Origin of the sequence: Streptomyces fractus, assembly GCF_049844455.1 — a bacterium.
In the GTDB taxonomy this organism is placed as follows: domain Bacteria; phylum Actinomycetota; class Actinomycetes; order Streptomycetales; family Streptomycetaceae; genus Streptomyces; species Streptomyces fractus.
The window spans coordinates 9,069,468-9,090,649 of record NZ_JBMYHI010000002.1; the positions used below are offsets into that span (position 1 = coordinate 9,069,468).

A 21,182-nucleotide genomic window follows, 5' to 3' on the forward strand; every position below is an offset into this window, starting at 1 on the left:
TAGGGAGCGGAGGGCGGCCGTTTTGTGGACGGATGTCGATCCGGTGTGGACGGAACGTGTCGCCGGGTCCCCGGACCACGCCGCGAAGGTCGTCCGGCCCGCGGCGCGCGGGACCTGCGGCAGGTGCGGCGCCGGGCCGTTCGGGCCGTGCTGGTGTCAGCGGCCGCCGAGTCCGGCGCGGTGGGCGTAGAGCGCCGCCTGGGCGCGGTTGGCCAGGCCCAGTTTGGCCAGGAGCCGGGAGACGTAGGTGCGCACGGTGGTCTCGGCGACCCCGAGTTCGGCGGCGATGTCCCGGTTGCCCAGGCCGCGCCCGAGGCAGGCGAGGATCTCGCGCTCCCGGACGCTCAGCGCGTCGTTGGCGGCGGTGAGGACGGGCGGCGGGGGCGGAGCGGAGTAGGCACGCTCGATGAGGGCGCGCATGAGGGGCGGGGCGAGGACCGGGTCGCCCTCATGGACGGCGCGGACGGCGGCGATCAGCTGGGCGGGTCTGCTGCCCTTGAGCATGAACCCGTCGGCACCGGCCCGCATGGCCCGCTCCAGGTTCTCCTCGTCGCCGAACGTCGTGACGATCAGGATCCGAGGGCGCGGCGCGAGGGCGCGCAGCCGGGGGATCGTGACGTGTCCGTCGGCGCGCGGCATGTTGAGGTCGAGCAGGACGACATCGGGTACCTGCGTGCGGGTCAGGGCTACGGCCTCGTTGCCGTCTGCCGCTTCGGCGACGACGTCGATGTCGGGGGCGGACGAGAGGATCGCCGAAAGACCTGCCCGCACGAGCTGCTCGTCGTCGGCGAGCAGGACGCGGATCGTGGACGGGAGTGGGGCGGCCGGAGGGAACGGGGGCGGGGTGTGAGCCGGGGAGGACGGGGGCGTCGAGTCTGGTCGGTTCATCGGGTCCGTGGGGTCCATCGGCCTTCCTGTGGTGGTCTTTCGGCGTCGGGGAGCGGGGCGCGCGGTCATCGCGCGTTCGGCGCCGGTGTTTCTTGGGCGTGCAGTGGCAGGTCGGCCCGGACCAGGAAGCCGCCGTCGTCGGTCGGACCGGACAGGAGAGTGCCACCGATGAGCCGGGTCCGTTCGTGCAGCCCGATGAGACCGAGGCCGGTGCCGGGTACGGGGCGGGCGGGCGGTTCGCTCGCGCTGTCGTTGCGTACGTGCAGGTGCAGCCGGTCGCCGTCGATGCGCGTGCCGACCTCGACGCGCGCGCCGGGGGCGTATTTGACGGCATTGGTGAGGGCCTCTTGGGCGATGCGGTAGGCGGCGAGGCGGGTGGCCCGGCCGGTGTGCGCCAGGGCGTCGGGCGGTCCGGACAGGGTGACGTGCGCGCCCGTCGCCCGTACCCGGTGGACGAGTTCGGCCAGGTCGGTAGCCGTGACGGCCGACGGCTCGGCCCGGTCGTCCGTACCGTCGTCGGGGGCGGAGCGCAGCACCGCGTACCACACGCGGATGTCGTCCAGGGTGTTCTGGGCCTGGTCCTGCAGATCGATGGCCGCCTGCCGGGCGGCCGCGTCCTGGGTGCTCACCTCGAGGGCGCCGGCCCGCAGCATCATCAGGGTCACCCCGTGGGCCACCGTGTCGTGCAACTCCCGCTGGATCCGCGCACGTTCGAGAGCGGTGGCCTGGTCGACGCGGAGCTCCGCGGTGCGCACGAGCAACTCTCGGGTGCGCTGCTGGCCGTGGAGCGTGCGCCCGATGAAGGCGGGCAGTCCCACCACGACCGCGACCCGTACCGGAAGGCTGAGGCCGGTTCCCGGCACGCTCACAGCGCTCGCGGCGAGCTCGCAGACGCCGGCCACGACGAGCCAGGTCAGCCAGTGCCTCCGGCCGCGTACGGCGATCAGATAGCAGGCGAAGGCGAGGGCGACGTCGCCACCGGTGAAGTAGAGCGTCACGACACCCAAGGGCACGAGCAGCAGGTTCGGGCAGCGGGGGACGGCCAGGAGGACGATCACGGCCAGTTCGGTCACGACGGCAGGCGCCGTGCTGAGTTCCCGCCGGTGCAGCCCTTCGGCGGGCACGGTCAGGACGTCCACCACCACGAAGGCGCAGAACAAAAGCGCCACGAGAGTGTCCACGGTGTGCGGGCGGTCCAGCGGCCCGGTCGGCAGCTCGCCCGTCGACTGGCCCATGGCGTGACGGGCCGTCCTGCCCTGTACGGGATATTTCCGCCCCTTGTCGGACATGTAGGCATCGTATGCAGCCTTCCGCGTCAGGGGCGATCGTCAAGCGTGGAGCACACGGGCCGGATCGACTACGACTGGCGCGGCCAGGTACTGGGTACCAGCGCCAGCGTTCAGTCCGACCTCGGTGACGATGACCATCCACGGGCAGCGCCCCGAGCTCCCGCCCGGCCGCGTCAGCGCACCCGCCCCCGCGGCTTCAACGGCACAGCCGGAAGCTCCGGCGCCGGCAGCGGATCACCGTCGTACCCCTTCACCTCACCGAACCGGCCCCCCGTCGTCCAGTCCTCCCGCGCCTGCGTGATCTCGTCCTGGTTGCGGCCGATGAAGTTCCACCACATATCACCGAAGTTACGGTTCTTCGCAGGTCAGGAGTGTCCCTGACCCTGGGCGGCCAGCAATGAGCCAGCAAGAGTCCCGGGGAGACGGAGTCAGTGCCAGCCAAGAAGCTCATGCGTGGCATGGGGTCCCTGTACAAGACCTGCGAGCACCAGCAGTCTCGTTGGTCGAAGTGCCAGCACGAGTATCACATTCGGTATCGGAACTCGTCGGGTCGGCAGCGGGAGGAGTCGGGGTTCGCTACCCAGGACGCTGCGATCGAGCGTCTTACGGAGATCTACAAGGACAAGAAGGCGCAGCCGCGTGCGCAGGCTCGCGCTGAGCGCATCGAGAAGTACGGTGCAATGCGGCTCGAGGAGTTCGCGGCGGAGTGGAAAGCAGGGCAGCGTCACCTGGCGCCGTCCTCCGTACGCCACCTCGAGTCGCTGCTGGAACATCATCTGTTCCCAGCACTCGGCAGCCGCAAGATGATGAGTTTCGACTTCAAGGTCGTCGATACGTTCATCCGCAGTATGGAACGTGCGCAGGCCGGACTGGCTACGCAGGCCAACGCCTACGACAAGCTGCGCGCGATACTCCTGGACGCCCACCGTCTCGGGCTCTACCCGGAGAATCCGATGGATGGAGTGAAGGCGCCGCAGTACGACCCGTCGCGCGCTGTGATTCCCTCACTGGAGCAGCTGCGCAAGCTACGCACGGCCGGGGACGATGCCTTCATGCTGCTCATCGACATGATGAGTGGCTGCGGTTTGCGCAACGGCGAGGCTGCCGCCGTCAACCTCAACAACATCGTCGCGGACGACGTCTATCGAGTGAGTGAACAGGTCGTCATGTCGACGATGCGGTACGGCCCTCTGAAGCATCGGAAGGCGGGAGAGTACCGGGACGTTCCCTTGCCGGCCCGTATCAGGTCGACGATCGAGTGGTACGCCGACAAGTACGGCACGACGGACGGCTATTTGCTGCGTCAACCCACGGACGTGAGTCGGCCATATCCGCACTGGGGCCTGTGGAATCAATGGCAGCGCATGAAGGCCGCCGGGGGAGTGGACATCCCGGATGGAATGGTGGTCTACGGATTCCGGCACTTCTTCGCGTCGAACTGCTTGAGCAGCGGCATCCCGATCACCGACGTGGCGGAGTGGATGGGACACAAGAGCATTGACATCACGTTCAAGATCTACAGGCACCTGATGCCCGGATCCATTGGGGCGGCGGCGAAGGTGCTCGACATGTCACTGGCTGCGTAGCTCGGTGGCGGCTCTGGAGGGACGAGGCTCCGGAGCCGCCGCTGAGGCGCGCCCTTGTGCCGACTTTGAAGACGTTGAACGGCGGAGTGCCGTTCTGGATCGGCCCGATCTTGTGGGAGACAGGATCCCGCTGTTTCCGCTGAACCCGTGTCAGCAACGTGTACGCGTACCAGTCGTACCACTCGACAGCATTGCCGACGGAGGCGGCCATCAGCTGTCGAACGGGGTGCCGGGGCGGCGCCGAGGTCTTGATCGTCTCTGTCATGATCCTGACGCTAACCCGGTAAATCCCCTGCTCACACGCGGTTTGACGGAGTCGAAACATTCCCGTCAACCGGGCCGTCCCACCGCGGACGACCGGACGTGCCGTTTGGTGCGGCCGTAGATCGAAACCACAATCACGGGCGCTGAGTCAGCAAAAAGTCAGCAAGAGCCCGAGGTCAGTACATTGCCTTCCATCCCCAAGCAGCTCGCCCGCGGCATGGGCACCTTCGCCAAGCCGTGCAGCTGCAGCCAGCCGACCCGCTGCCCGCACCCGTACGTCATCCGCTACCGCGACGCGTCCGGCAAGCAGCGGGAGGAGTCCGGCTTCCGCACGCAGGACGCCGCCAAGGAGCGGCTCGTCGAGCTGTACGTGCGGAAGTCCAACACGCCCGCGTCCAAGGCCGAACTCATCCGTCACTACGGCCAGATGCGGTTCGAGGACTTCATCGGCGACTACATGGGCCGACAGCGGCGGCTCGCGTACGGCACGACGTACGAGTACGAGCACCTCGCCCGCAACCACCTGATCCCGGAACTCGGATCACGGCGTGTGGAGACGTTCAGTCCGATGGTGGTGGAGAACTTCCTCGCGACGATGGACCGCCTGGGAACACCGGACCCCACCCAGTTCAAGGTCTACGTCCTCCTCAAGACGCTGCTGCTCGACGCCCACCGCAAGGGGGCGATCAACGAGCACCCGCTGCAGGACGTCGACGCGCCGCAGTACGAGGCCGAGCGGGCCATCGTGCCTACCAACGAACAGATCGCCGGAATCAAGGCGGCAGCCAACCACGACCGTTTCTCGATGTTCGTGGACATGATGGTCGGCTGCGGCCTGCGCAACGGGGAGGCGTTGGCTCTGAACGTGAACAACATCGTGGCGGACGACGTCTACCGCGTCACGGAGCAGGTCCACTACCGGACGAGGAAGCTTGAGAAGCTGAAGCACCGGAAGCCAGGGGAGTTCCGCGAAGTCCCGCTACCTCGGAGCACCCGCGAAGCGATCGAGCGCTTCGTCGACAAGCACGGCACCACCCACGACGGCTACGTCCTTCAAGGGACCCGTGCGAAGCACATGAACCACAGCACGATCAACTACATCTGGTACCGGAAGCTGCCCGGCAAGGACGTGGACGTCCCCAAAGGCATGTCCATCTACGGGTACCGGCACTTCTTCGCGGCGAACTGCCTGGCACACAACATCCCCATCACGGACGTCGCCGAGTGGATGGGCCACAAGAGCATCGAGGTCACGTTCCGGATCTACCGGCATCTCATGCCGGCTTCGATCGGGCGGGCGGCGAGGCTCCTTGACCGAGGGCTACACGACCTCGCCGCTTGAAGAGGGCCGGTGAAACGGTTTCGGCCCGATCTTTGAGTAACGCCCCGACGCGGCCGAGCGTCATCTCGCAAGTACCTGATGCTTGGCCCAACTCAATTGCGTGCTCGACGATTAGCGAGTGCGCAGCTCCCTGATCCGCGTCAGGAGGCCGCGTAGTAGTGAGCGGTACGAGGGCTCCAGAGCTGCAAGCTCTGGAGCAGCCGCGGTATCAGGCGAGACGTTGCTGTCGAGCCCATGTGACCACATCAGAGACCTTGAACTGCAATTTTGCATTGCGTCCGGTGCCGAATTTGTAGGGAGCCAGGCCCAGCCGGGGGGCGTCCCTATAGAGCCACGTGACGGACATGTTGAGGTACTCGGCGGTCTGCTTGGCATCCATGAACTGCGGGGGCATCGGACCTCCAGGTCGGGCGTGGGTGACCAGTGTGAGTCCGACATGCGGCTTGGCTGTGCAGCGATAGGCCTGATAGCGGCGAAGGTTGGGGCACGCGGTCCTGGGGCCTGAGACCGGGTCTGATGCAGCTTTGGGCGACAGGTCGACCTGTCACCCGATCGTGCGGCAGACCCGTCCCGCTGATCTTGCGAGTGACCAGTTCGAACCTACGACCAAGAAAGTAGGGCACGCCCGGAGGCAATGAGGCACACCACGCCTGACTCCGAGGATTGACGGGTTTCGCTCCTCGTGCCAGCAGGTCGTTCATCAGCGCGGCCGTCGCTGGGGATCTGAACGCGACCATTAGAAATCGGTACCTGTCTCTGCCGCCAGCGTCTGCAGGAGGCGGTCCTGAAATGCTTTGTCGTGGACGGCGTGGTGCGGCTGTTGGCGCTTCCGGTGGTACCAATACCCGCCGGTGGTCAGGGCTTGGGGATCCTCGTCGGTTGCGAGCCACTCTTGCGTGCGGTGTCCCAGTTCGAGGTCGTCCGGTGCGCTGGGTCCGCCCATCTTGGTCGGCACCCAGCCGGGGTCCACGGCGTTGCTGCGTACATCGGGGCGCAGGCGTGCCACAGTGGCGGCGAGCGTGGTCACGAACAGCTTGCTGTCTGCATACGAACCCGCACTGGTGCCCCGCCAGTCGATGCCGTCGAGCGACGGGCTCCCGTCGTAGTGCGATCCGCTGCTCAGATACACAAGCCTGCGCGGTGTGCGGAGCAGGGCTGTGAGGAGGTAGGGAGCGATGATGTTGACTGGCATCACGGCCGATCCGCTCCATACGCCAGCGTTGTGGATCACCGCGTCCAGCGGTCTCATGTCGCCCAGTTCGGCAGCGATGCGGCGAACGGCGTCACGATCGGCGAAGTCGCCGACAACGACGTGCCCTCCGCGGTCGACCAGCGGAGTGAGGTCTGCAGCGCGCTGCAGATTGCGGGCGTGCACCACCACGTCGTGTCCCGCGGACAACAGGGATTCCGCCGCGGCACGCCCCAGGCCGTCCGCGGAGCCGGTCACCAGAACGCGGCTCACCATCCCACCACGCCTACGCCATGACTGGTGTTCACGTCGTGGGGCGCACGGACGTTCGTCCTGTCCCGTCCGTCGGCGAGGTCGTCGTCGGTTCCGTGCGCGTATGCGCTTCGCATGAGATTCCGTCTTTCCGCTCGTGGTTGAGGTGATGGCTCGGGTCGAGAACGCTTGCTTCGTGACCCTGACAGCGGCCGTGGCCCAGGGGCGGCCGGCGTAGAAGCGGGGCGGGTGACTGCTGCTGTGGTTTCGATCCCGGTGACGTCGTTCGGATCGGGCCGCCGAGCAGCGGAGTGATGTGCGTGTGTTCCTGGCTCTGCTGAGCCACGATCACGCGGCAGACCGCCCGGCTTGCCGCTTGCCTCCACAGCCCGGCATTTCGATCAGGGGCGTTGTGCGCCTGGCGCGTCGGCGGACGAAGCTTCCTCCTGTTCGTCCTCCTCCTGCAGGGCAGTGGCGTTGTCGCGGGTGGCGGCCCAACTCGCCAGCAGCTTGAGGCTGTCGTGGGCCGGCGTGCCGGGCTCGGCGACGTAGGCCGTCATGCTCAGGCCTGGGTCTGACGGCAGGGGGAGGACCTCGAAGAGCAGGGTGAGGTCGCCGACCTGCGGGTGGTGGAACTGCTTGGTGCCGCAGCGATGGAGGTAGACATGATGTGCGGCCCAGCGGACACGGAACTCCTCGCTACGGGTGGACAGTTCACCGACCAGGTCGGTCAGGCCCTTGTCGTACGGGGTGCGGCCTGCCTCGGTGCGCAGCGCTGCCACCGTGTTGTCGGCCACAGCGTCCCAGTTGGGGTAGATGTCGGCGGCGCGCGGGTCGAGGAAGGTGAGGCGGGCGATGTTCGCGCCGTGCTGGGGTGCGGCGAACAGGGGCGCATAGAGCGCCTTGCCGAGCTGGTTTCCGGCGATGACGTCGAGGCGGTTGTTGAGGACGACGGCGGCGGAGTCGGTCATTGCGTCGAGCATGTACTGCACGCCGGGGCGCACCTGCTGGGCGGCCTTGCGGCGGGCGGCGCGGGCCCGTGCGCGGGGCACGGTGTTGGCGACGCGCGCCAGGTCGAAGAGGTGGCTGCGTTCGGCTTCGTCGAGCTGCAGCGCGCCGGCGAGGGCGTCGAGGACGCTGTCGGAGACGCCGTTCAGTTCGCCGCGTTCCAGGCGGCCGTAGTAGTCGACGCTGACGCCGGCGAGCATGGCCACCTCTTCGCGGCGCAGTCCGGGCACACGCCTCTTGCCGCCGCCGAATGCCGGCAGGCCCGCTTGCTGCGGGGTGATCCTGGCCCGGCGTGAGGCCAGGAACTCTCGGATGTCGTTCCTGTTGTCCATGCATTCCAAGGTAAGCGCCCGCTGCCTGAGCAGGGTTGCCCTGTCAGTACATGGATCAGCAGATCCTTCCCTATGTGCGTGACAAGCGGTTTTCTCGATGGCGGGGTCAGCAGGGAGGACCGAGCACCGGTTCCGGACGGCTCGACCGCGACCCCCCGGTCCCACGATTTCTACCTATTCAGCGGAGCACGCTCATGAGCAAGGTCATTTTCATCACCGGCGCCGGACGCGGCCTGGGCACCGACATCGCCCGAGAGGCCCTCAAGGCCGGTCACCAGGTCGTCGCGACCGGCCGCCGCCCCGAGAAGGTCCTCGACATCCTCGGCGGAGAGCAGGACAACCTGCTGGTCACGGCCCTGGATGTCACCGACGTTGACTCGTCGCAGGCCGCGGTGCAGGCGGCCGTGGATCGGTTCGGCCGGATCGACACGCTGATCAACAATGCGGGCAGCGTGTATGCCGGCTACTTCGAGACGCTGTCCACGGATCAGATCCGTCAGCAGTTCGAGACCAACGTGTTCGGTCCGATGAACGTCGTACGGGCCGTCCTGCCGGTCCTGCGCCGCCAGCGCGACGGGCACATCGTCAACATCTCCTCCATCGCCGGCCTGGTCGGCTGGGAGACCACCGGGATCTACTCCTCCAGCAAGCACGCCGTGGAAGGCTGGACCGAGTCCCTCAAGGCCGAGGTCGAGCCGTACGGCGTCCGCGTCACCCTGGTGGAGCCCGGATACTTCCGCACCCAGCTGATGGAGGACTCCTCCACCACCTGGTCAGGCGTGGCCATCGAGGACTACGCCGAGCGCTCCGCCGCAGCGCAGGCCGCCTTCCGGTCCATGAACGGCAAGCAGCCCGGCGACCCCGCCAAGCTCGCCCGGACCCTGGTCACCCTCGCCGAGCAGGACCAGCCGCCGCTGCGGTTCGTCGCCGGCGCCGATGCCATCCCGCTCGCCGAGGACAAGGCCCGTCAGCTGCTGGCCCAGGCTGAGGCATCGCGCGAGCTGGGCATGGACCTCGCCCACGACGACGCCTGAACCCCACCCCCACAAGAACCACCCCACCCAGAGAGCTTTCCCATGTCTGATCTTTTCGAGCCGGTGAGCGTCGGCAAGTGGACGCTGAACAACCGGATCGCCATGGCCCCCATGACCCGCAACCGGGCCACCCCCGAGGGCGTGCCCACCCCGAACACGGCGACGTACTACGCGCAGCGGGCCGGCGCCGGATTGATCATCACCGAGGGTGTTCAGCCCAGTGGTGTCGGCCAGGGGTACCTGAACACGCCCGGCCTCTACACGCCGGAGCAGATCGAAGCCTGGCGTGAGGTCGCCGACGCCGTGCACCGCGAGGGCGGACGGATCGTCGCCCAGCTGATGCACGCCGGGCGGATGGCGCACCCCGACAACAAGCACGGCCTCGAGACCGTCGCCCCCAGCGCGATCACCGGGCCGGGTGAGATGTTCACCGCCCAGGGGCCCAAGCCGCATGCGACGCCCCGCGCCCTGGACACGGCTGAACTGCCGTCCGTGATCGAGGAGTTCGCGCAGGCCGCGCGGTCGGCAGTGGAAGCGGGGCTGGACGGAGTCGAGGTGCACGCCGCCAACGGCTACCTGTTGCACCAGTTCCTCGCCCCCTCCACCAACCAGCGCACCGACGCCTACGGCGGCTCTCCCGCCGCGCGGGCCCGGTTCGTCATTGAGGTCACGCGGGCCGTGGCCGAGACGATCGGCGCCGAACGGGTAGGTATCCGGATCTCCCCGGGCATCAACCTCAACGGCGCCATCGAGGACGACCCGGCAGACACTGCCGCCACCTACCGGGAGCTCATCGACGACCTGGCCCCGCTTGGCCTGGCCTACCTGCACGTCTTCGGCGAGCCGGACATCCCGCTGTTCCAGGACCTCCGCGCCCTTTTCGACGGCCCCTACATGATCAACAACGGGTGGGGTGCGGTCACCGACGCCGACGCCGCCCGCACCCTGGTGGAGACCGGTCAGGCCGACCTCGTCTCCGTCGGCCGCCCCTTCATCGCCAACCCCGACCTCGTACGACGCTGGCAGGAGAACGCCCCCCTCAACGAGGTGAACCCCGACACGCTCTACGGCGGCGGCGACGAGGGGTACATCGACTACCCCACGCTCGCGTCGTGACACCGCACAAGCACGCTGTCGGCCGGCAGCAGGATGTCGGCCCCGGCAGTACGTCGGCGGCTCTCGCGTCCGCGGCCACCATGCGGGCCATCAGCCAGGACGTCCTCGGCGGCCCCGAGGTCCTCAAGGAGATCGAACTGCCACGCCCGGCGCCGGGCATCGGGGAACTGCTGGTCAGGGTCCATGCTGCGGGGCTGAACGCGACCGACTGGACGCACCGCAGGACCGGTGGGTCCCTCGGTGAACCGCCGTTCGTCCTGGGCTGGGACGTGTCCGGCGTCGTCGAGGCCACCGGTATGGGCGCGACCCTGTTCAAACCGGGGGACGAGGTGTTCGGCATGCTGCCCTACCCGCACGGTGCCGGCTCGCACGCCCAGTACGTCACGGCGCCCTCGCGCACCTTCGCGCTCAAGCCGCCCGAGATCGCCCATGTCCAGGCGGGTGCCCTTCCGCTCGCCGCGCTGACCGCCTACCAGGCCCTGGTCGACACCGCACAGGTGCAGCCGGGGCAGCGGGTCCTCATCCACGCGGCGGCCGGCGGCGTCGGCCATCTGGCCGTGCAGATCGCCAAGGCCCGCGGCGCGTACGTCATTGGGACGGCCAGTGCCGGCAAGCACGATTTCCTGCGCTCCCTGGGCGTCGACGAGCTGATCGACTATCGGACGACCGACTTCGCCGAGACCGTCGGCGACCTGGATGTCGTCCTGGACACCATGGGCGGTGACACCCGCAGCCGTTCCCTGCCCACCCTGCGGCCGGATGGCCTGCTGGTCACCCTCAAGCCCGCCGGTGAGGCGGACATGGTCGCCGCGGCCGAGCGGCTCGGCGTCCGGGCCATGGTGATGGCCGTCGAATCCGATCACGCGGGCATGAACGCGATCGCCGCCCTCGCCGCGGCCGGCGAACTCCGCGCGACGATCGCCGACACCTTCCCGCTCGCCGAGGCGGCCAAGGCGCACGAGATCGGTGAGCGGGGCCGCACGACCGGCAAGCTGGTGCTCGTCGTCCGTTGAGGTCCCGCATGTCCCGGCACCGGACCGGCTGGGTTGGTCTGGCAGTGCATGGATCATCGGGTCCTTCCGCCCGCGTACGGCGAGCGGTTACATCGATATCGGGCCGGAAGGCGGAGCCAACGCTCCGGCCCCGGCGGGCTACCGCGAGCCGCCCTACCACTTCCCTTGATCACCCCTTCAGAAAGCGATGACGTCATGAAGACGGATGTCACCTTCCCCAGCAATGGCATGGCCCTTTCCGGCCTCCTGTTCACCCCGGACGATCACACGGGCGACCCGTTGCCTGCGGTTGTGATCGGCCACCCCTTCAGCAGTGTGAAGGAGCAGAGCCCCTCCAACTACGCGCAGCGTCTGGCTGGGCTGGGCTTCGCCGCTCTCGTCTTCGATGCCGCCTACCAGGGCGCCAGCGAGGGCACGCCGCGGTTCCTGGAGGACCCGTTCCAGCGCGCCGAGGACGTGCGAGCCGCGGTCAGCTACCTGACCACCCGCGACGACATCGACGCCGAGCGGATCGGCGCCCTTGGCATCTGCGCTTCGGGCGGGTACGTGCCGTTCGCCGCGCAGACCGACCATCGCATCAAGGCCATCGCCACCGTGTCCGCCGCCGACTTCGGCCGGATCATGCGTGAGGGGCTCGGCGGTGGGCAGGACCCGGCCGTCATCGCGGGCATGCTCGACGCGGCCGGCAAGCAGCGCACTGCTGAGGCTCACGGTGCCGAGCCGCATCTAGAGCGGGCCGTGCCCGAGCCCGAGCCGGGCGTGAGCCTGGACGAGATGCCGGCCCTTTATCGGGAAGGTTCGGAGTACTACCGCACCGCGCGTGGTCAGCACCCGCGCTCGGAGAACTGGTGGGTCTTCCGTAGCGTCGACATGATCGCCCAGTTCGACGCGTACGCGCTGGTGGATCTGCTGGCTCCGCGGCCGCTACTGATGATCGCTGGCACCAAGGCGGACACGCGGTACTTCAGCGAGGAGACCACCGAGCGTGCCAAGGGACCCTCGGAGCTGTTCCTGGTTGAGGGGGCCACGCACATCGACATGTACGACAAGCCGCAGTACGTCGACCCCGCGTCCGACAAGCTCGCCGACTTCTTCGGCAAGCACCTCGCCGCCTGACAAGTAGGGCAAGATCCGAGGGGTCCGGCTTCGGGCACTGTTGGTTAATGCCGGGTGTGTCAGACTTGCGTACCGCTGCCGTCAGGCGGTGGGGCGCAAGTCTTCGAAGCGGGCGTTGCGAGTGGTTTCGCGGGGTGTACCCAGGGTCCATGCGTCGAGGCGGGCGAGGTTCATGGCAGCGGCTGTGAACGCGTGCTGGAGGTAGGTTCTGGACTGGCCTCGATAGCGGGACCGCCGCATGCCGAAGGCGCGGACGCCTTGGGAGACGGCCGCCTCTATCCCGTTGCGCTGCTGGTAGCGACGTCGCCAAGCAGGATCTCTTTGGGCGGAGCGGTTTTGCCGGATGGCCTCGTGCTCGGCGCGGGGCCGCAGCACGACCTCCCGGCGCGGGGCGGTGCCCGACTCCAGGCACTCGCCCCGGTACGGGCAGGGCAGACACTCGAAGCGGCGGAAGCGGACCCGAATGACCGACAGACCCTTCGAGTCGGTCTTGGGGTACCACTGGGTGGTCGCCTTGCCGGCCGGACAGGTCACCGTCCGAGCGTCCCAGTTGATGGCGAAGGCATCGAGGGCGTACTGACCTGCCGTCTGCTTGCTGGTGTTGCCCTCAACTGGCCCCAGCCGTTCGAAGCCCTGGGCCCGTGCCACGAGCAAGTTCCGGCCGTCGATGGCATTCCCGTCAGCCAGGTGCACGGAGGGCAGTCTGCCCCGGGCGGCCAGATCCGCCTGGATGACCTGGGTCATCTTGCGGTCGCCGGCCGCGGAGTCGGTGGTGGCGACGTGGGTGATCAGGTTCGGTGTTGACGGCTCACAGGTCTCCGTCAGCTGGATCAGATAGCCGACCCAGCCGCTGCCGCCCTTGGCAGCCCGGCGGGCCTGCCCATCATAGGGAGACACGGGCCGCATAGGCCCCTGCAGTGCATTCTTCTCGTCCCGCCAGCACGGCACCCCTGAATGACCTGGTAGTTCTTCACCCAGACCTGCCGCAGGACCTCCACCGCATCCAGGTGCCGGACGTTTGGCGGGCATCGGCGGCCAAGGCCGCAGACAGCAGCCGCATTCCGTCGACCCCGACCTGCGCGGCCCATTCGCGTTGCCGGTCCCGGCCCCGCGGGAGCCGAGACTCTTCAACTCGGTGGCCATAGCGGTCGAACGAGTCCAGCTCCAACCTGTCTGCCAGCACCCGGGCAGAGTCGGTCCGTTGCTGCCCCAAGGTCTTCAGCAGCCTGCGGTCCCGGGCCCGTCACAGGACCGGCTCGAAGTTCGCCTCCTCCTTTCCTCCCGCCAGCAGCCGGGAGCGGAACGTGCTGAGCACGGAGAAGTCGAAGTCTGGGGCGGTGAGTTCCAGCCCGATCGCGTAGTTCCAGTCGATCCTCGTACGCACCGCGGCAGCCTCCTGCCGATCCGACAGCCCTTCGGTGAACTGCAACATCGTGACCAACGCCAGCCCCCCGGAGCTACCGCTGGACGCCCCCGACGCGGAAAGACGTCAGCGAACGCCTCACCGGAAAGGACCTCTGCGAACACACCCCTCAGCCGCATCGCGAACGCCCCGAGGACAGACCGCACGCGCCACCCCTGGCGTCTCTACCGGGAGCACGCCCGACCCCTGTGCGTGCAACGACACCGACACCACCCCCAAACCGAACGCCGGTCCTCACCGCCACAGCCAGGGAGTGAGGGCCGGCGTCAAGCAAGGGCCCGGCATTAACCAACAGTGTCACCAGCCGGGCCCTTGGGTGTGTTAGCCGGTGGCGGTCAGGGAGTCCGCCAGCCGCCGGTGACTGCGGGACAGTACAACGGCGGTCAGGATCAGGATCAGGTCGAGCACCGCGAGCGAGACGAGCGGGGGCATCCAGATCGCGCCCATGCCGCCGACGACGCAGGCGGCGATGGCGATTAGTCGTTCGGCCCAGGCCCCGTGGGCAGTGGCATGGAAGTACCAGGCCGTGGCGGCGAGGTAGAGCGCGGGGCCGCCGAAGAGGAGCAGGCCGAGGGTGGTGGAGCCGTGGCCGGTGGGGTGGGCGATGACGAGTTCGCTGCCGACGGCAAGCGCCACCAGCGCCGCAACAATCACGTACGCGCAGTTCACGCCCAATCGCACCGATCGCATTGCGTCGGTGGCGGTGGACACAGCGGCGGTGACGACCTCCTCGCCACCAGAGAAGTACGCCGCCCACAGGCACACGAGCGCCGTGAACACTCCGGCCGTGGCGAGCACGCTGGGAACGTCGAGGGGCGCGTCGGACATCGCTCGGCCTGCAGTCAGGACGGTCTCGCCGAGCAGGATGATGAAGAACAGCCGGAGCCGTTCGACCATGTGCTCGGCGTCGAAGACGAGGCTCCGGCTGCTGAGCGCGCGGCCGGGCAGCGGGTGGGCGAGCCAGGTGCCGGTGACGTCGATGAGTGCGGCGGCGCTCCACCACCACAGGCGTGGTCCGGAGCCGACTGCGGCTCCCACGATCCACAGCGGGGCGGAGAGTGTCGTCCATACCAGCGTGCGCCGGAAGTGCTCGCGCAGCTGACCGGTGGATGCGGTCAGGGCTGTCAACAGGCCTGTGAAGTACAGGATGATCAGCTGGGGCACCACGAACGCCCAGGCCCGGTTGTCGAAGGCGTGTGGGATCGAGGAGTTCATGAACAGCCCGAGGCCCATGACGATGACGACCATCCAGCGCGTGGTGCTGCGCTGAATGTCGAGCAGGGTCGCTTCGAGACTCGTGTACGCCCACGCGCCGAACACCGCGATCAGCAGTACCGCCGTCTCCGCGGCACCCCGCCACGAGGTGTGTTCCAGCAGGTGATGGGAGAGCTGCGACACCGCTAGGACGAAGACGAGGTCGAAGAATAGCTCCAGCGGCGACACCGCTCGCCGGAAGCTCACCGACTCGGGCACGCTCATGCCAGGCTCTCCTCCGCTCGGGCGAGGGTAAGGGCGACGTACGGACAAGCCTCGGCCATGAATGGTGTCCGCGCCCGTCCTGTGGAGCCTCGTCCTCGACAGGACGGTTACGGGCGCCGGTCGCGGTCATGCAGGTGCTCGCTTGCCGCCCAGGTCGCGAGCCGGGCGAGGCCGTCGTGGGCCGCTGTGCCTGGTTCGGCCGTGTAGACGACCAGGGTCAGGCCGGGGTCCGCAGGGAGCGGCAGGGCCTCGAAGAGCAGGTCGAGCCCGCCGACCTGCGGGTGACAAAAGCGCTTGACGCCGTTGCGGTGCAGGTTGACGTCGTGCGCGTCCCAGCGTGCGCGAAACTCCTCGCTGCCCGTGGACAGCTCCTTGACCAGGTCGGTGAGTTTCTCGTCGTCAGGGGTGCGTCCGGACTCGGTGCGCAGGATGGCCGCGGCGGTGTCCGCGGTGGCGTCCCAGTCGGGGTAGAAGTCGGTGCCGCGCGGGTCGAGGAAGCAGAGGCGGGCGAGGTTCGCGCCGAGCTCGGGCGCGTCGTCCAACGGTGCGTACAAGGCTTTGCCCAGCCGGTTCGTGGCCAGCACGTCGAGGCGTCCGGTGATGACGACCGCAGGAGTAGTGGGCATCGAGTCGAGCAGGTACTGCACGCTCGGCCGGATCTCTTGGGGGGCGGGCAAACGGGAGCGGGACCGGGCTCGGGGTGTCGTATTGGCGGCGCGGGCCAGGTCGTAGAGATGGGAGCGTTCGGCCTCGTCGAGCCGCAGGGCGCGGGCGAGCGCGTCCAGCACACTGTCGGAGACGCCATTGAGGTCGCCCCGTTCAAGGCGGCCGTAGTAGTCGACGCTGACGCCGGCCAGCATCGCCACCTCTTCGCGGCGCAGTCCGGGCACGCGCCGGGATCCGCCGTAGACGGGAAGCCCCGCCTCCTGGGGCCTGATCTTGCCGCGACGGGAGACCAGGAAATCTCTGATGTCACTCTTGGTGCCCACGCATACCAGGTTATCCGTCGCAAACGGTCTGGGTTGTACTGGCAGTGCATGGATCAGCAGGTCCTTCCGCCTGCCCGCGCAAAGCGGTTTCCTCGGTAGTGGGCAAGCCGCCGGGATCCCCGGACACCGGGCCCGGCGCCGGCATCAGCCCCGCCACTCCCCAGAGAACCAACCCAGAAGGCGATCACGTCATGCAGACCGACGTCACTTTCCCCAGCAACGGCATCACCATCGCCGGCACGCTGTACACGCCCGACGATCACACCGGCGGCCCGCTGCCCGGCGTCGTCGTCGGCCACCCGTTCGGCAGTGTGCGCCAGCAGAGCCCGGCCAACTACGCCGAGCGTCTGGCCCGCAAGGGCTTCGCCGCCCTCACCTTCGACGCCGCCTACCAGGGCGAGAGCGGCGGCGAGCCGCGCTTCAAGGAGGACCCGTTCCAGCGCGCCGAGGACGTGCGGGCCGCGGTCAGCTACCTGACCACCCGCGACGACATCGACGCCGAGCGGATCGGCGCACTCGGCATCTGCGCCTCCGGCGGCTACGTGCCGTTCGCCGCGCAGACCGACCACCGCATCAAGGCCATCGCCACCGTCTCCGGCGCCGACATCGGCAAGCTGTTCCGTGAGGGCATGGGCGGCGGCCAGGACCCGGCCGTCCTGGCGGGCATGCTCGACACGGCCGCCAAGCTGCGCACCGCCGAGGCCCAGGGCGCCGAGCCGCACCTGGAGCGCGGCGTCCCCAACACCCCCGAGGACGCGGACGCGTTCCCGAAGGGCTCGATGTACAACGAGGCGTACGACTACTACCGCACGCCGCGCGGCCAGCACCCCAACTCCCCGAACTGGTGGCTGTTCCGCACCATCGACCAGGTCGCCCAGTTCGACGCCTATGGCCTGATCGACCTCCTCGCGCCCCGGCCGCTTCTGATGATCGCTGGCTCCGAGGCCGACACCCGCTACTTCAGTGAGGACGCCGTCAGCGCGTACAGCGGCCCGGGCGAGGTCGTCATCATCGACGGCGCCACCCACATCGACATGTACGACAAGCCGCAGTACGTCGACCCGGCTTCGGAGAAGATCGTCGACTTCTTTGGCAAGCACCTGGCCGCCTGACCGGCGTACCACCCTCGATCCATACCACCGGAGGGGTGGCACCAGCAGCTGTGCCACCCTCCGTACCTCCCCGTTAGGAACGGAACACTCCATGAGCAAGAACGTTCTCATCACCGGCGCCGCATCGGGCTTCGGCGAAACCCTCGTCCACGCCTATGCCGGGGCCGGATGGAACGTCACAGCCACCATGCGCGACACCGCCAAGGCGCCGGCAGCGTTTGCCGAACTCGACAGCGTGCTGGTCGAGCGCCTGGACATCACCGACGAGGCGAGCATCCGCAGCGCGCTCGCTGCGAGTGAGGACCGTTTCGGCCCTCTCGATGTACTCGTCAACAACGCCGCCTACGCCCTCAGCGGCACGCTCGAAGAAACCAGCATCGACCAGATCCGGCGGCTGTACGAGACCAATGTGTTCGGCACCCTTGCCGTGACGAAGGCGGTGCTGCCCGGCATGCGCGAACGCGGCACCGGACACATCCTCACGTTCTCCTCGGCGGGCGGCCTCGTTGTGATGCCGAGCCTTCCTGCGTACTCCAGCTCGAAGTCCGCCATCGAGGGCTACTTCGAAGCCCTCGCTTTCGACCTGACGCACCTCGGGGTCAAGGTGACGATCGTCGAACCAGGCGTCTTCGAGACCCAGCTCCCCACCAAGGGAGACGTCCCCGAGCAACGCATCGATGCCTACGCCCCAGCAGCCGAGGCACTCCCCGACATGTTCGACTTCACCCCTGGCAACCTCAAGGCTGCTTCTGAAGCTGTCGTCGAGATCTCCGACGCGGACAAGGCGCCCATGCGCCTCTACGTTGGACACGGCCTCGACTCCGTACGCCGCCGTTACCAGGACCACCTCGACCAGTGGGCCGAACAGGAACACTTGACCCGCCGCACCCTCTGACGGGCACCGTCCCGAGTCGCTGAAGCCGATCGCCCCCGCCCACCCAGACCTCCGGTGGGGAGGGGGCGCCTGGGCTCGCCATCGACCGAGGCACCGTCGACGACCGATGTTCGTCTCGCCGAGTGGGCCGGACGGGTGCTGCTGAGCACGTCAGGGCCAGGCGCCCCGCACGGCGCCGTGCGGGGCGCCTGGCCCTACACACCCCTCCTTGCCGAGACCGAAAACCCCAGGAGAAAGGACCGCTGTGAGCGCAGTCGTACAGAGGGCGTCCGTAGACATCCCCACCCCGGACGGAACCGCCGATGCCTACCTGACTCACCCTGTCGATGGCGGTCCTCACCCGGCCGTCCTGCTCTACATGGACGCGTTCGGGCCGCGGCCCCCCTTGGAGTCCATGGCCGACCGGCTCGCCGCAGCTGGATACGTCGTGCTGGTGCCCAATGTTTTCTATCGTTACGGGAAGGCACCGGTCGTGGAACTGCCGGAGTTCATCGACCTGGCAGAGCGCCCGGAGATCCTCGAGAACATTCAGCCCGCCGCACAGACGCTGACGCCCGAGCGGGCGATGCGGGACGCCGCGGCGTATCTCGATTGGCTGGCGGGGTCCCAGCTGGCCACCGACGGCCCTGTCGGCCTCACCGGCTATTGCATGGGCGCCGGACTCGCATTCCGCACTGCCGGTACCTACCCGGACCGCGTTGCCGCCGCGGGGGGATTTCACGGCGCGTACCTAGCCACCGACGCACCCGAAAGCCCGCACTTGCTCGCGCCGCGCATCACCGCAGAGCTGTACTTCGGCCACGCCGACCAGGATGCAGCCAACCCGGCCGAGCAGATCAGTCGCTTGGAGCAGGCCCTCAGCGCGGCGGGAGTCCGCCATCGGAGCGAGACCTATACCGGCGCCCAACACGGCTACACACAGGCCGACACAGCCTCGTACAACGAGGAGGCCGCCGAACGCCATTGGGAGGCGTTGCTGGCTCTGTTCGACCGCAGTCTCTGAAGCCGGGCTCGCATTCGACGCAATCGAGAAGACCCTGAGGGTGAACAGGCCGGGCCGCGAGCCGAGAGATCGGCTCGCGGCCCGACGCACTGCGTGGTCCGCGCCGGGCCACTGTCAGTTGTCTTCGGCTACACCCGTTTCGGCTGCGCGGAAAAGGACTCGACGTGGGCGACGACAGCCTCCGTCGCGGCATTGAACGGGCGGATGGTGCGGTGGATCTGCGCCAGCAGGGAACCCCCTTGCACGGCCGCCAGCAGCGCTGTTGCCAGGTCGTGGACATCAGCTTCCGGTACCAGCTCTCCACGCTGTCGCATCCGGTCGAGCCCATCACGAATGGGCTTCTCCCAGCGCTCGAACGCCGCAGCGAGGCCCGCGCGATGGATGTCATCCCCCTCCACAAGCTCACTGGCCAGTGAACCGACTGCGCAGCCGCCCGCGCAATAGCGACGCTCCTGCACGGCAGCCAGTGCGTCGCACCAGGCGCGCAGGGCCTCGAAGCTGTCCAAATGATCGAGGAGCGGCCGCTGATCGTCCAGAGTGGCCTCGATCTGGAAACCGATCACCGCCTGCACGAGGCCGTGCTTGTCCCCGAAGTAGTGGTAAATCTGCGAGGCGCTGGCATGCGCGGCTTCCTGCACCTCAGGGATGCTGGTTCCTGCCACGCCCTTTTGGAACATCAGCTCTGCCGCGGCCTCGACGATTCGCTCCCGGGTTCGGCTGCCGCGCCCCGTCAGGGTTGGCGCGGTAGAGGCTGGAGCAGCTTGTGCGGTCGCAGACATACGAGCCAGGGTAATCCGACTTCGATGCTGGCCTCCGATCGCATGAGCGATCGACCCGGGAAACAAACCTGAGCCGTGGCGCTGCGCGGCGATGTCCCGCTCTCCGCAGGGTGTCATAGGTCACCCATCCCGTTGGAATGATCTTTCCAGTTCACCCCGTTGTTGATTGGAAAACTCATTCCAATGTGAAGGTTCGGGAATCTCATGTCTCACTCATTGAACGGCCAGACGGCCCTCGTCACCGGAGCGACCAGCGGCATCGGTCGCGCGACCGCGCAGCTTCTCGCGGAGCGAGGCGCACATGTCATCGTCTCGGGTCGCAACGCCGAGCGCGGCGAACAGACGGTCTTGGCCATCCGCACGGCGGGTGGCAAGGCTGACTTCATCCGGGCCGACCTCGCCGGCGCAGCTGACGCCCGGGCCCTGGCCGCCGCTGCCACTGACATCACCGGCGGTATTGACATCCTGGTCAACAACGCTGGCATCTACCCCTTTGTCGCCAGCGCCGACACCACAGAAGATGTCTTCGATCAGGTCTACGACACCAACGTCAAGGTTCCCTTCTTCCTTGCCACCGCCCTCATCCCGGCCATGGTCAACAAGGGGGCCGGATCCGTCATCAACATCGGAACCGTCGCCTCGACCAAGGGCGTGCCCGGATCTACCGCCTACGCCTCCAGCAAGGCTGCTGTGGACCAGCTCACTCGTGTCTGGGCCGCCGAGTACGGCCCCGCAGGTCTGCGCGTCAACGCCGTCGTACCCGGCATCATCGTGACCGAGGGCTCCAAGGCCGCCCTGGGGGACGAGCCCGGCCCCTTCCTCGCCAGCACCCCCGCCGGCCGTGCTGGCCAGCCCCAAGAGATCGCTGCCGCTGTCGCCTACCTTGTCTCCGATGACGCGACCTTCATCAACGGCGCCTTCCTCGCCGTCGACGGCGGAGCTTCTGCGTTGTAGGGCCGGGGTTGCGACGAATGGGCAGGGTCGGGTCGTCTGAAGCCGCCACGGGCCGAGAGTGGCTTCGACTCATGCACACCTGCAGCCCCGGGGGCGTTCTCTCCCCCGGGGCTGCAGGT

At 68.0% G+C, this 21,182-nt stretch carries 19 protein-coding genes and 2 pseudogenes; 10 read left to right on the forward strand and 11 right to left on the reverse strand.

What is annotated here, in order from left to right; translation table 11 throughout:
• Positions 1-156: 156 nt before the first annotated feature.
• The 3 genes and pseudogenes from ACP4E5_RS43350 to ACP4E5_RS43360 all read right to left on the reverse strand — a co-directional run.
• A complete protein-coding gene (locus tag ACP4E5_RS43350; RefSeq protein WP_425839860.1) occupies positions 157-888 on the reverse strand; it encodes a response regulator in 732 nt (243 codons plus the stop codon).
• A 65-nt stretch (positions 889-953) separates the two neighbouring features.
• Entirely contained in the window at positions 954-2,177 is a 1,224-nt protein-coding gene (locus ACP4E5_RS43355; RefSeq protein ID WP_425839862.1) for a sensor histidine kinase, read from the reverse strand.
• A 173-nt stretch (positions 2,178-2,350) separates the two neighbouring features.
• Positions 2,351-2,515, reverse strand: a pseudogene (locus ACP4E5_RS43360) (pirin family protein); the annotation flags it as partial.
• Positions 2,516-2,608: 93 nt separating this feature from the next.
• Here ACP4E5_RS43360 and ACP4E5_RS43365 point away from each other — a divergent pair.
• Positions 2,609-3,763: a tyrosine-type recombinase/integrase gene (locus ACP4E5_RS43365; protein WP_425839865.1), complete on the forward strand. Its 1,155-nt coding sequence runs from the start codon at positions 2,609-2,611 to the stop codon at positions 3,761-3,763.
• Between the two features lie 448 nt (positions 3,764-4,211).
• The gene (locus ACP4E5_RS43370; RefSeq protein WP_425839868.1) at positions 4,212-5,369 is read left to right on the forward strand and encodes a tyrosine-type recombinase/integrase; all 1,158 of its coding nucleotides are present in this window, start codon (positions 4,212-4,214) and stop codon (positions 5,367-5,369) included.
• A 208-nt stretch (positions 5,370-5,577) separates the two neighbouring features.
• On the opposite strand, the gene ACP4E5_RS43375 is transcribed toward ACP4E5_RS43370, so the two are convergent.
• From ACP4E5_RS43375 to ACP4E5_RS43385, 3 genes are all read right to left on the reverse strand, one after another.
• Positions 5,578-5,763: a helix-turn-helix domain-containing protein gene (locus ACP4E5_RS43375; protein ID WP_425839871.1), complete on the reverse strand. Its 186-nt coding sequence runs from the start codon at positions 5,761-5,763 to the stop codon at positions 5,578-5,580.
• A 342-nt stretch (positions 5,764-6,105) separates the two neighbouring features.
• Positions 6,106-6,831, reverse strand: coding sequence for an SDR family NAD(P)-dependent oxidoreductase (locus ACP4E5_RS43380; RefSeq protein ID WP_425839874.1), 726 nt, complete (start codon positions 6,829-6,831; stop codon positions 6,106-6,108).
• 380 nt (positions 6,832-7,211) lie between these two features.
• A complete protein-coding gene (locus ACP4E5_RS43385; protein WP_425839877.1) occupies positions 7,212-8,150 on the reverse strand; it encodes a helix-turn-helix transcriptional regulator in 939 nt (312 codons plus the stop codon).
• 194 nt (positions 8,151-8,344) lie between these two features.
• Between ACP4E5_RS43385 and ACP4E5_RS43390 the strand changes: the two genes are divergently transcribed.
• The 4 genes from ACP4E5_RS43390 (at position 8,345) to ACP4E5_RS43405 (ending at position 12,429) form a co-directional block, all read left to right on the forward strand.
• Complete coding sequence (locus ACP4E5_RS43390; protein ID WP_425839880.1) at positions 8,345-9,184, forward strand: SDR family oxidoreductase; 840 nt, start codon at positions 8,345-8,347, stop codon at positions 9,182-9,184.
• A gap of 42 nt (positions 9,185-9,226) precedes the next feature.
• Positions 9,227-10,300 carry an alkene reductase gene (locus tag ACP4E5_RS43395; protein ID WP_425839883.1) on the forward strand — a complete coding sequence of 358 codons (1,074 nt, stop codon included), beginning with the start codon at positions 9,227-9,229 and terminating at the stop codon, positions 10,298-10,300.
• 80 nt (positions 10,301-10,380) lie between these two features.
• Positions 10,381-11,313, forward strand: a complete 933-nt coding sequence (locus ACP4E5_RS43400) for an NADP-dependent oxidoreductase (protein WP_425842118.1) — start codon at positions 10,381-10,383, stop codon at positions 11,311-11,313.
• A 195-nt stretch (positions 11,314-11,508) separates the two neighbouring features.
• Positions 11,509-12,429, forward strand: coding sequence for an alpha/beta hydrolase (locus ACP4E5_RS43405; protein WP_425839886.1), 921 nt, complete (start codon positions 11,509-11,511; stop codon positions 12,427-12,429).
• An 81-nt stretch (positions 12,430-12,510) separates the two neighbouring features.
• Here the strand turns inward: ACP4E5_RS43405 and ACP4E5_RS43410 are convergent, their stop codons facing one another.
• The 4 genes and pseudogenes from ACP4E5_RS43410 to ACP4E5_RS43425 form a co-directional block, all read right to left on the reverse strand.
• Entirely contained in the window at positions 12,511-13,326 is an 816-nt protein-coding gene (locus ACP4E5_RS43410) for a transposase (protein WP_425839889.1), read from the reverse strand.
• Positions 13,327-13,707: 381 nt separating this feature from the next.
• Positions 13,708-13,902, reverse strand: a pseudogene (locus ACP4E5_RS43415) (transposase); the annotation flags it as partial.
• 271 nt (positions 13,903-14,173) lie between these two features.
• Positions 14,174-15,331: a low temperature requirement protein A gene (locus tag ACP4E5_RS43420; RefSeq protein ID WP_425839895.1), complete on the reverse strand. Its 1,158-nt coding sequence runs from the start codon at positions 15,329-15,331 to the stop codon at positions 14,174-14,176.
• Between the two features lie 107 nt (positions 15,332-15,438).
• Complete coding sequence (locus ACP4E5_RS43425; protein WP_425839898.1) at positions 15,439-16,320, reverse strand: helix-turn-helix transcriptional regulator; 882 nt, start codon at positions 16,318-16,320, stop codon at positions 15,439-15,441.
• A 98-nt stretch (positions 16,321-16,418) separates the two neighbouring features.
• Here ACP4E5_RS43425 and ACP4E5_RS43430 point away from each other — a divergent pair, with 98 nt between their 5' ends.
• The 3 genes from ACP4E5_RS43430 to ACP4E5_RS43440 all read left to right on the forward strand — a co-directional run bounded on the left by ACP4E5_RS43430 (position 16,419) and on the right by ACP4E5_RS43440 (position 19,330).
• Complete coding sequence (locus tag ACP4E5_RS43430; protein WP_483030443.1) at positions 16,419-17,432, forward strand: alpha/beta hydrolase; 1,014 nt, start codon at positions 16,419-16,421, stop codon at positions 17,430-17,432.
• A gap of 91 nt (positions 17,433-17,523) precedes the next feature.
• Positions 17,524-18,327, forward strand: coding sequence for an SDR family oxidoreductase (locus ACP4E5_RS43435; protein ID WP_425839905.1), 804 nt, complete (start codon positions 17,524-17,526; stop codon positions 18,325-18,327).
• A 244-nt stretch (positions 18,328-18,571) separates the two neighbouring features.
• Entirely contained in the window at positions 18,572-19,330 is a 759-nt protein-coding gene (locus ACP4E5_RS43440; protein ID WP_425839908.1) for a dienelactone hydrolase family protein, read from the forward strand.
• 128 nt (positions 19,331-19,458) lie between these two features.
• On the opposite strand, the gene ACP4E5_RS43445 is transcribed toward ACP4E5_RS43440, so the two are convergent.
• On the reverse strand, positions 19,459-20,109 hold the full coding sequence (locus ACP4E5_RS43445; RefSeq protein WP_425839911.1) for a TetR/AcrR family transcriptional regulator: 651 nt from the start codon (positions 20,107-20,109) through the stop codon (positions 19,459-19,461).
• A gap of 204 nt (positions 20,110-20,313) precedes the next feature.
• Between ACP4E5_RS43445 and ACP4E5_RS43450 the strand changes: the two genes are divergently transcribed.
• Positions 20,314-21,063, forward strand: a complete 750-nt coding sequence (locus ACP4E5_RS43450) for an SDR family NAD(P)-dependent oxidoreductase (protein WP_425839914.1) — start codon at positions 20,314-20,316, stop codon at positions 21,061-21,063.
• The last annotated feature ends 119 nt before the right edge of the window (positions 21,064-21,182 follow it).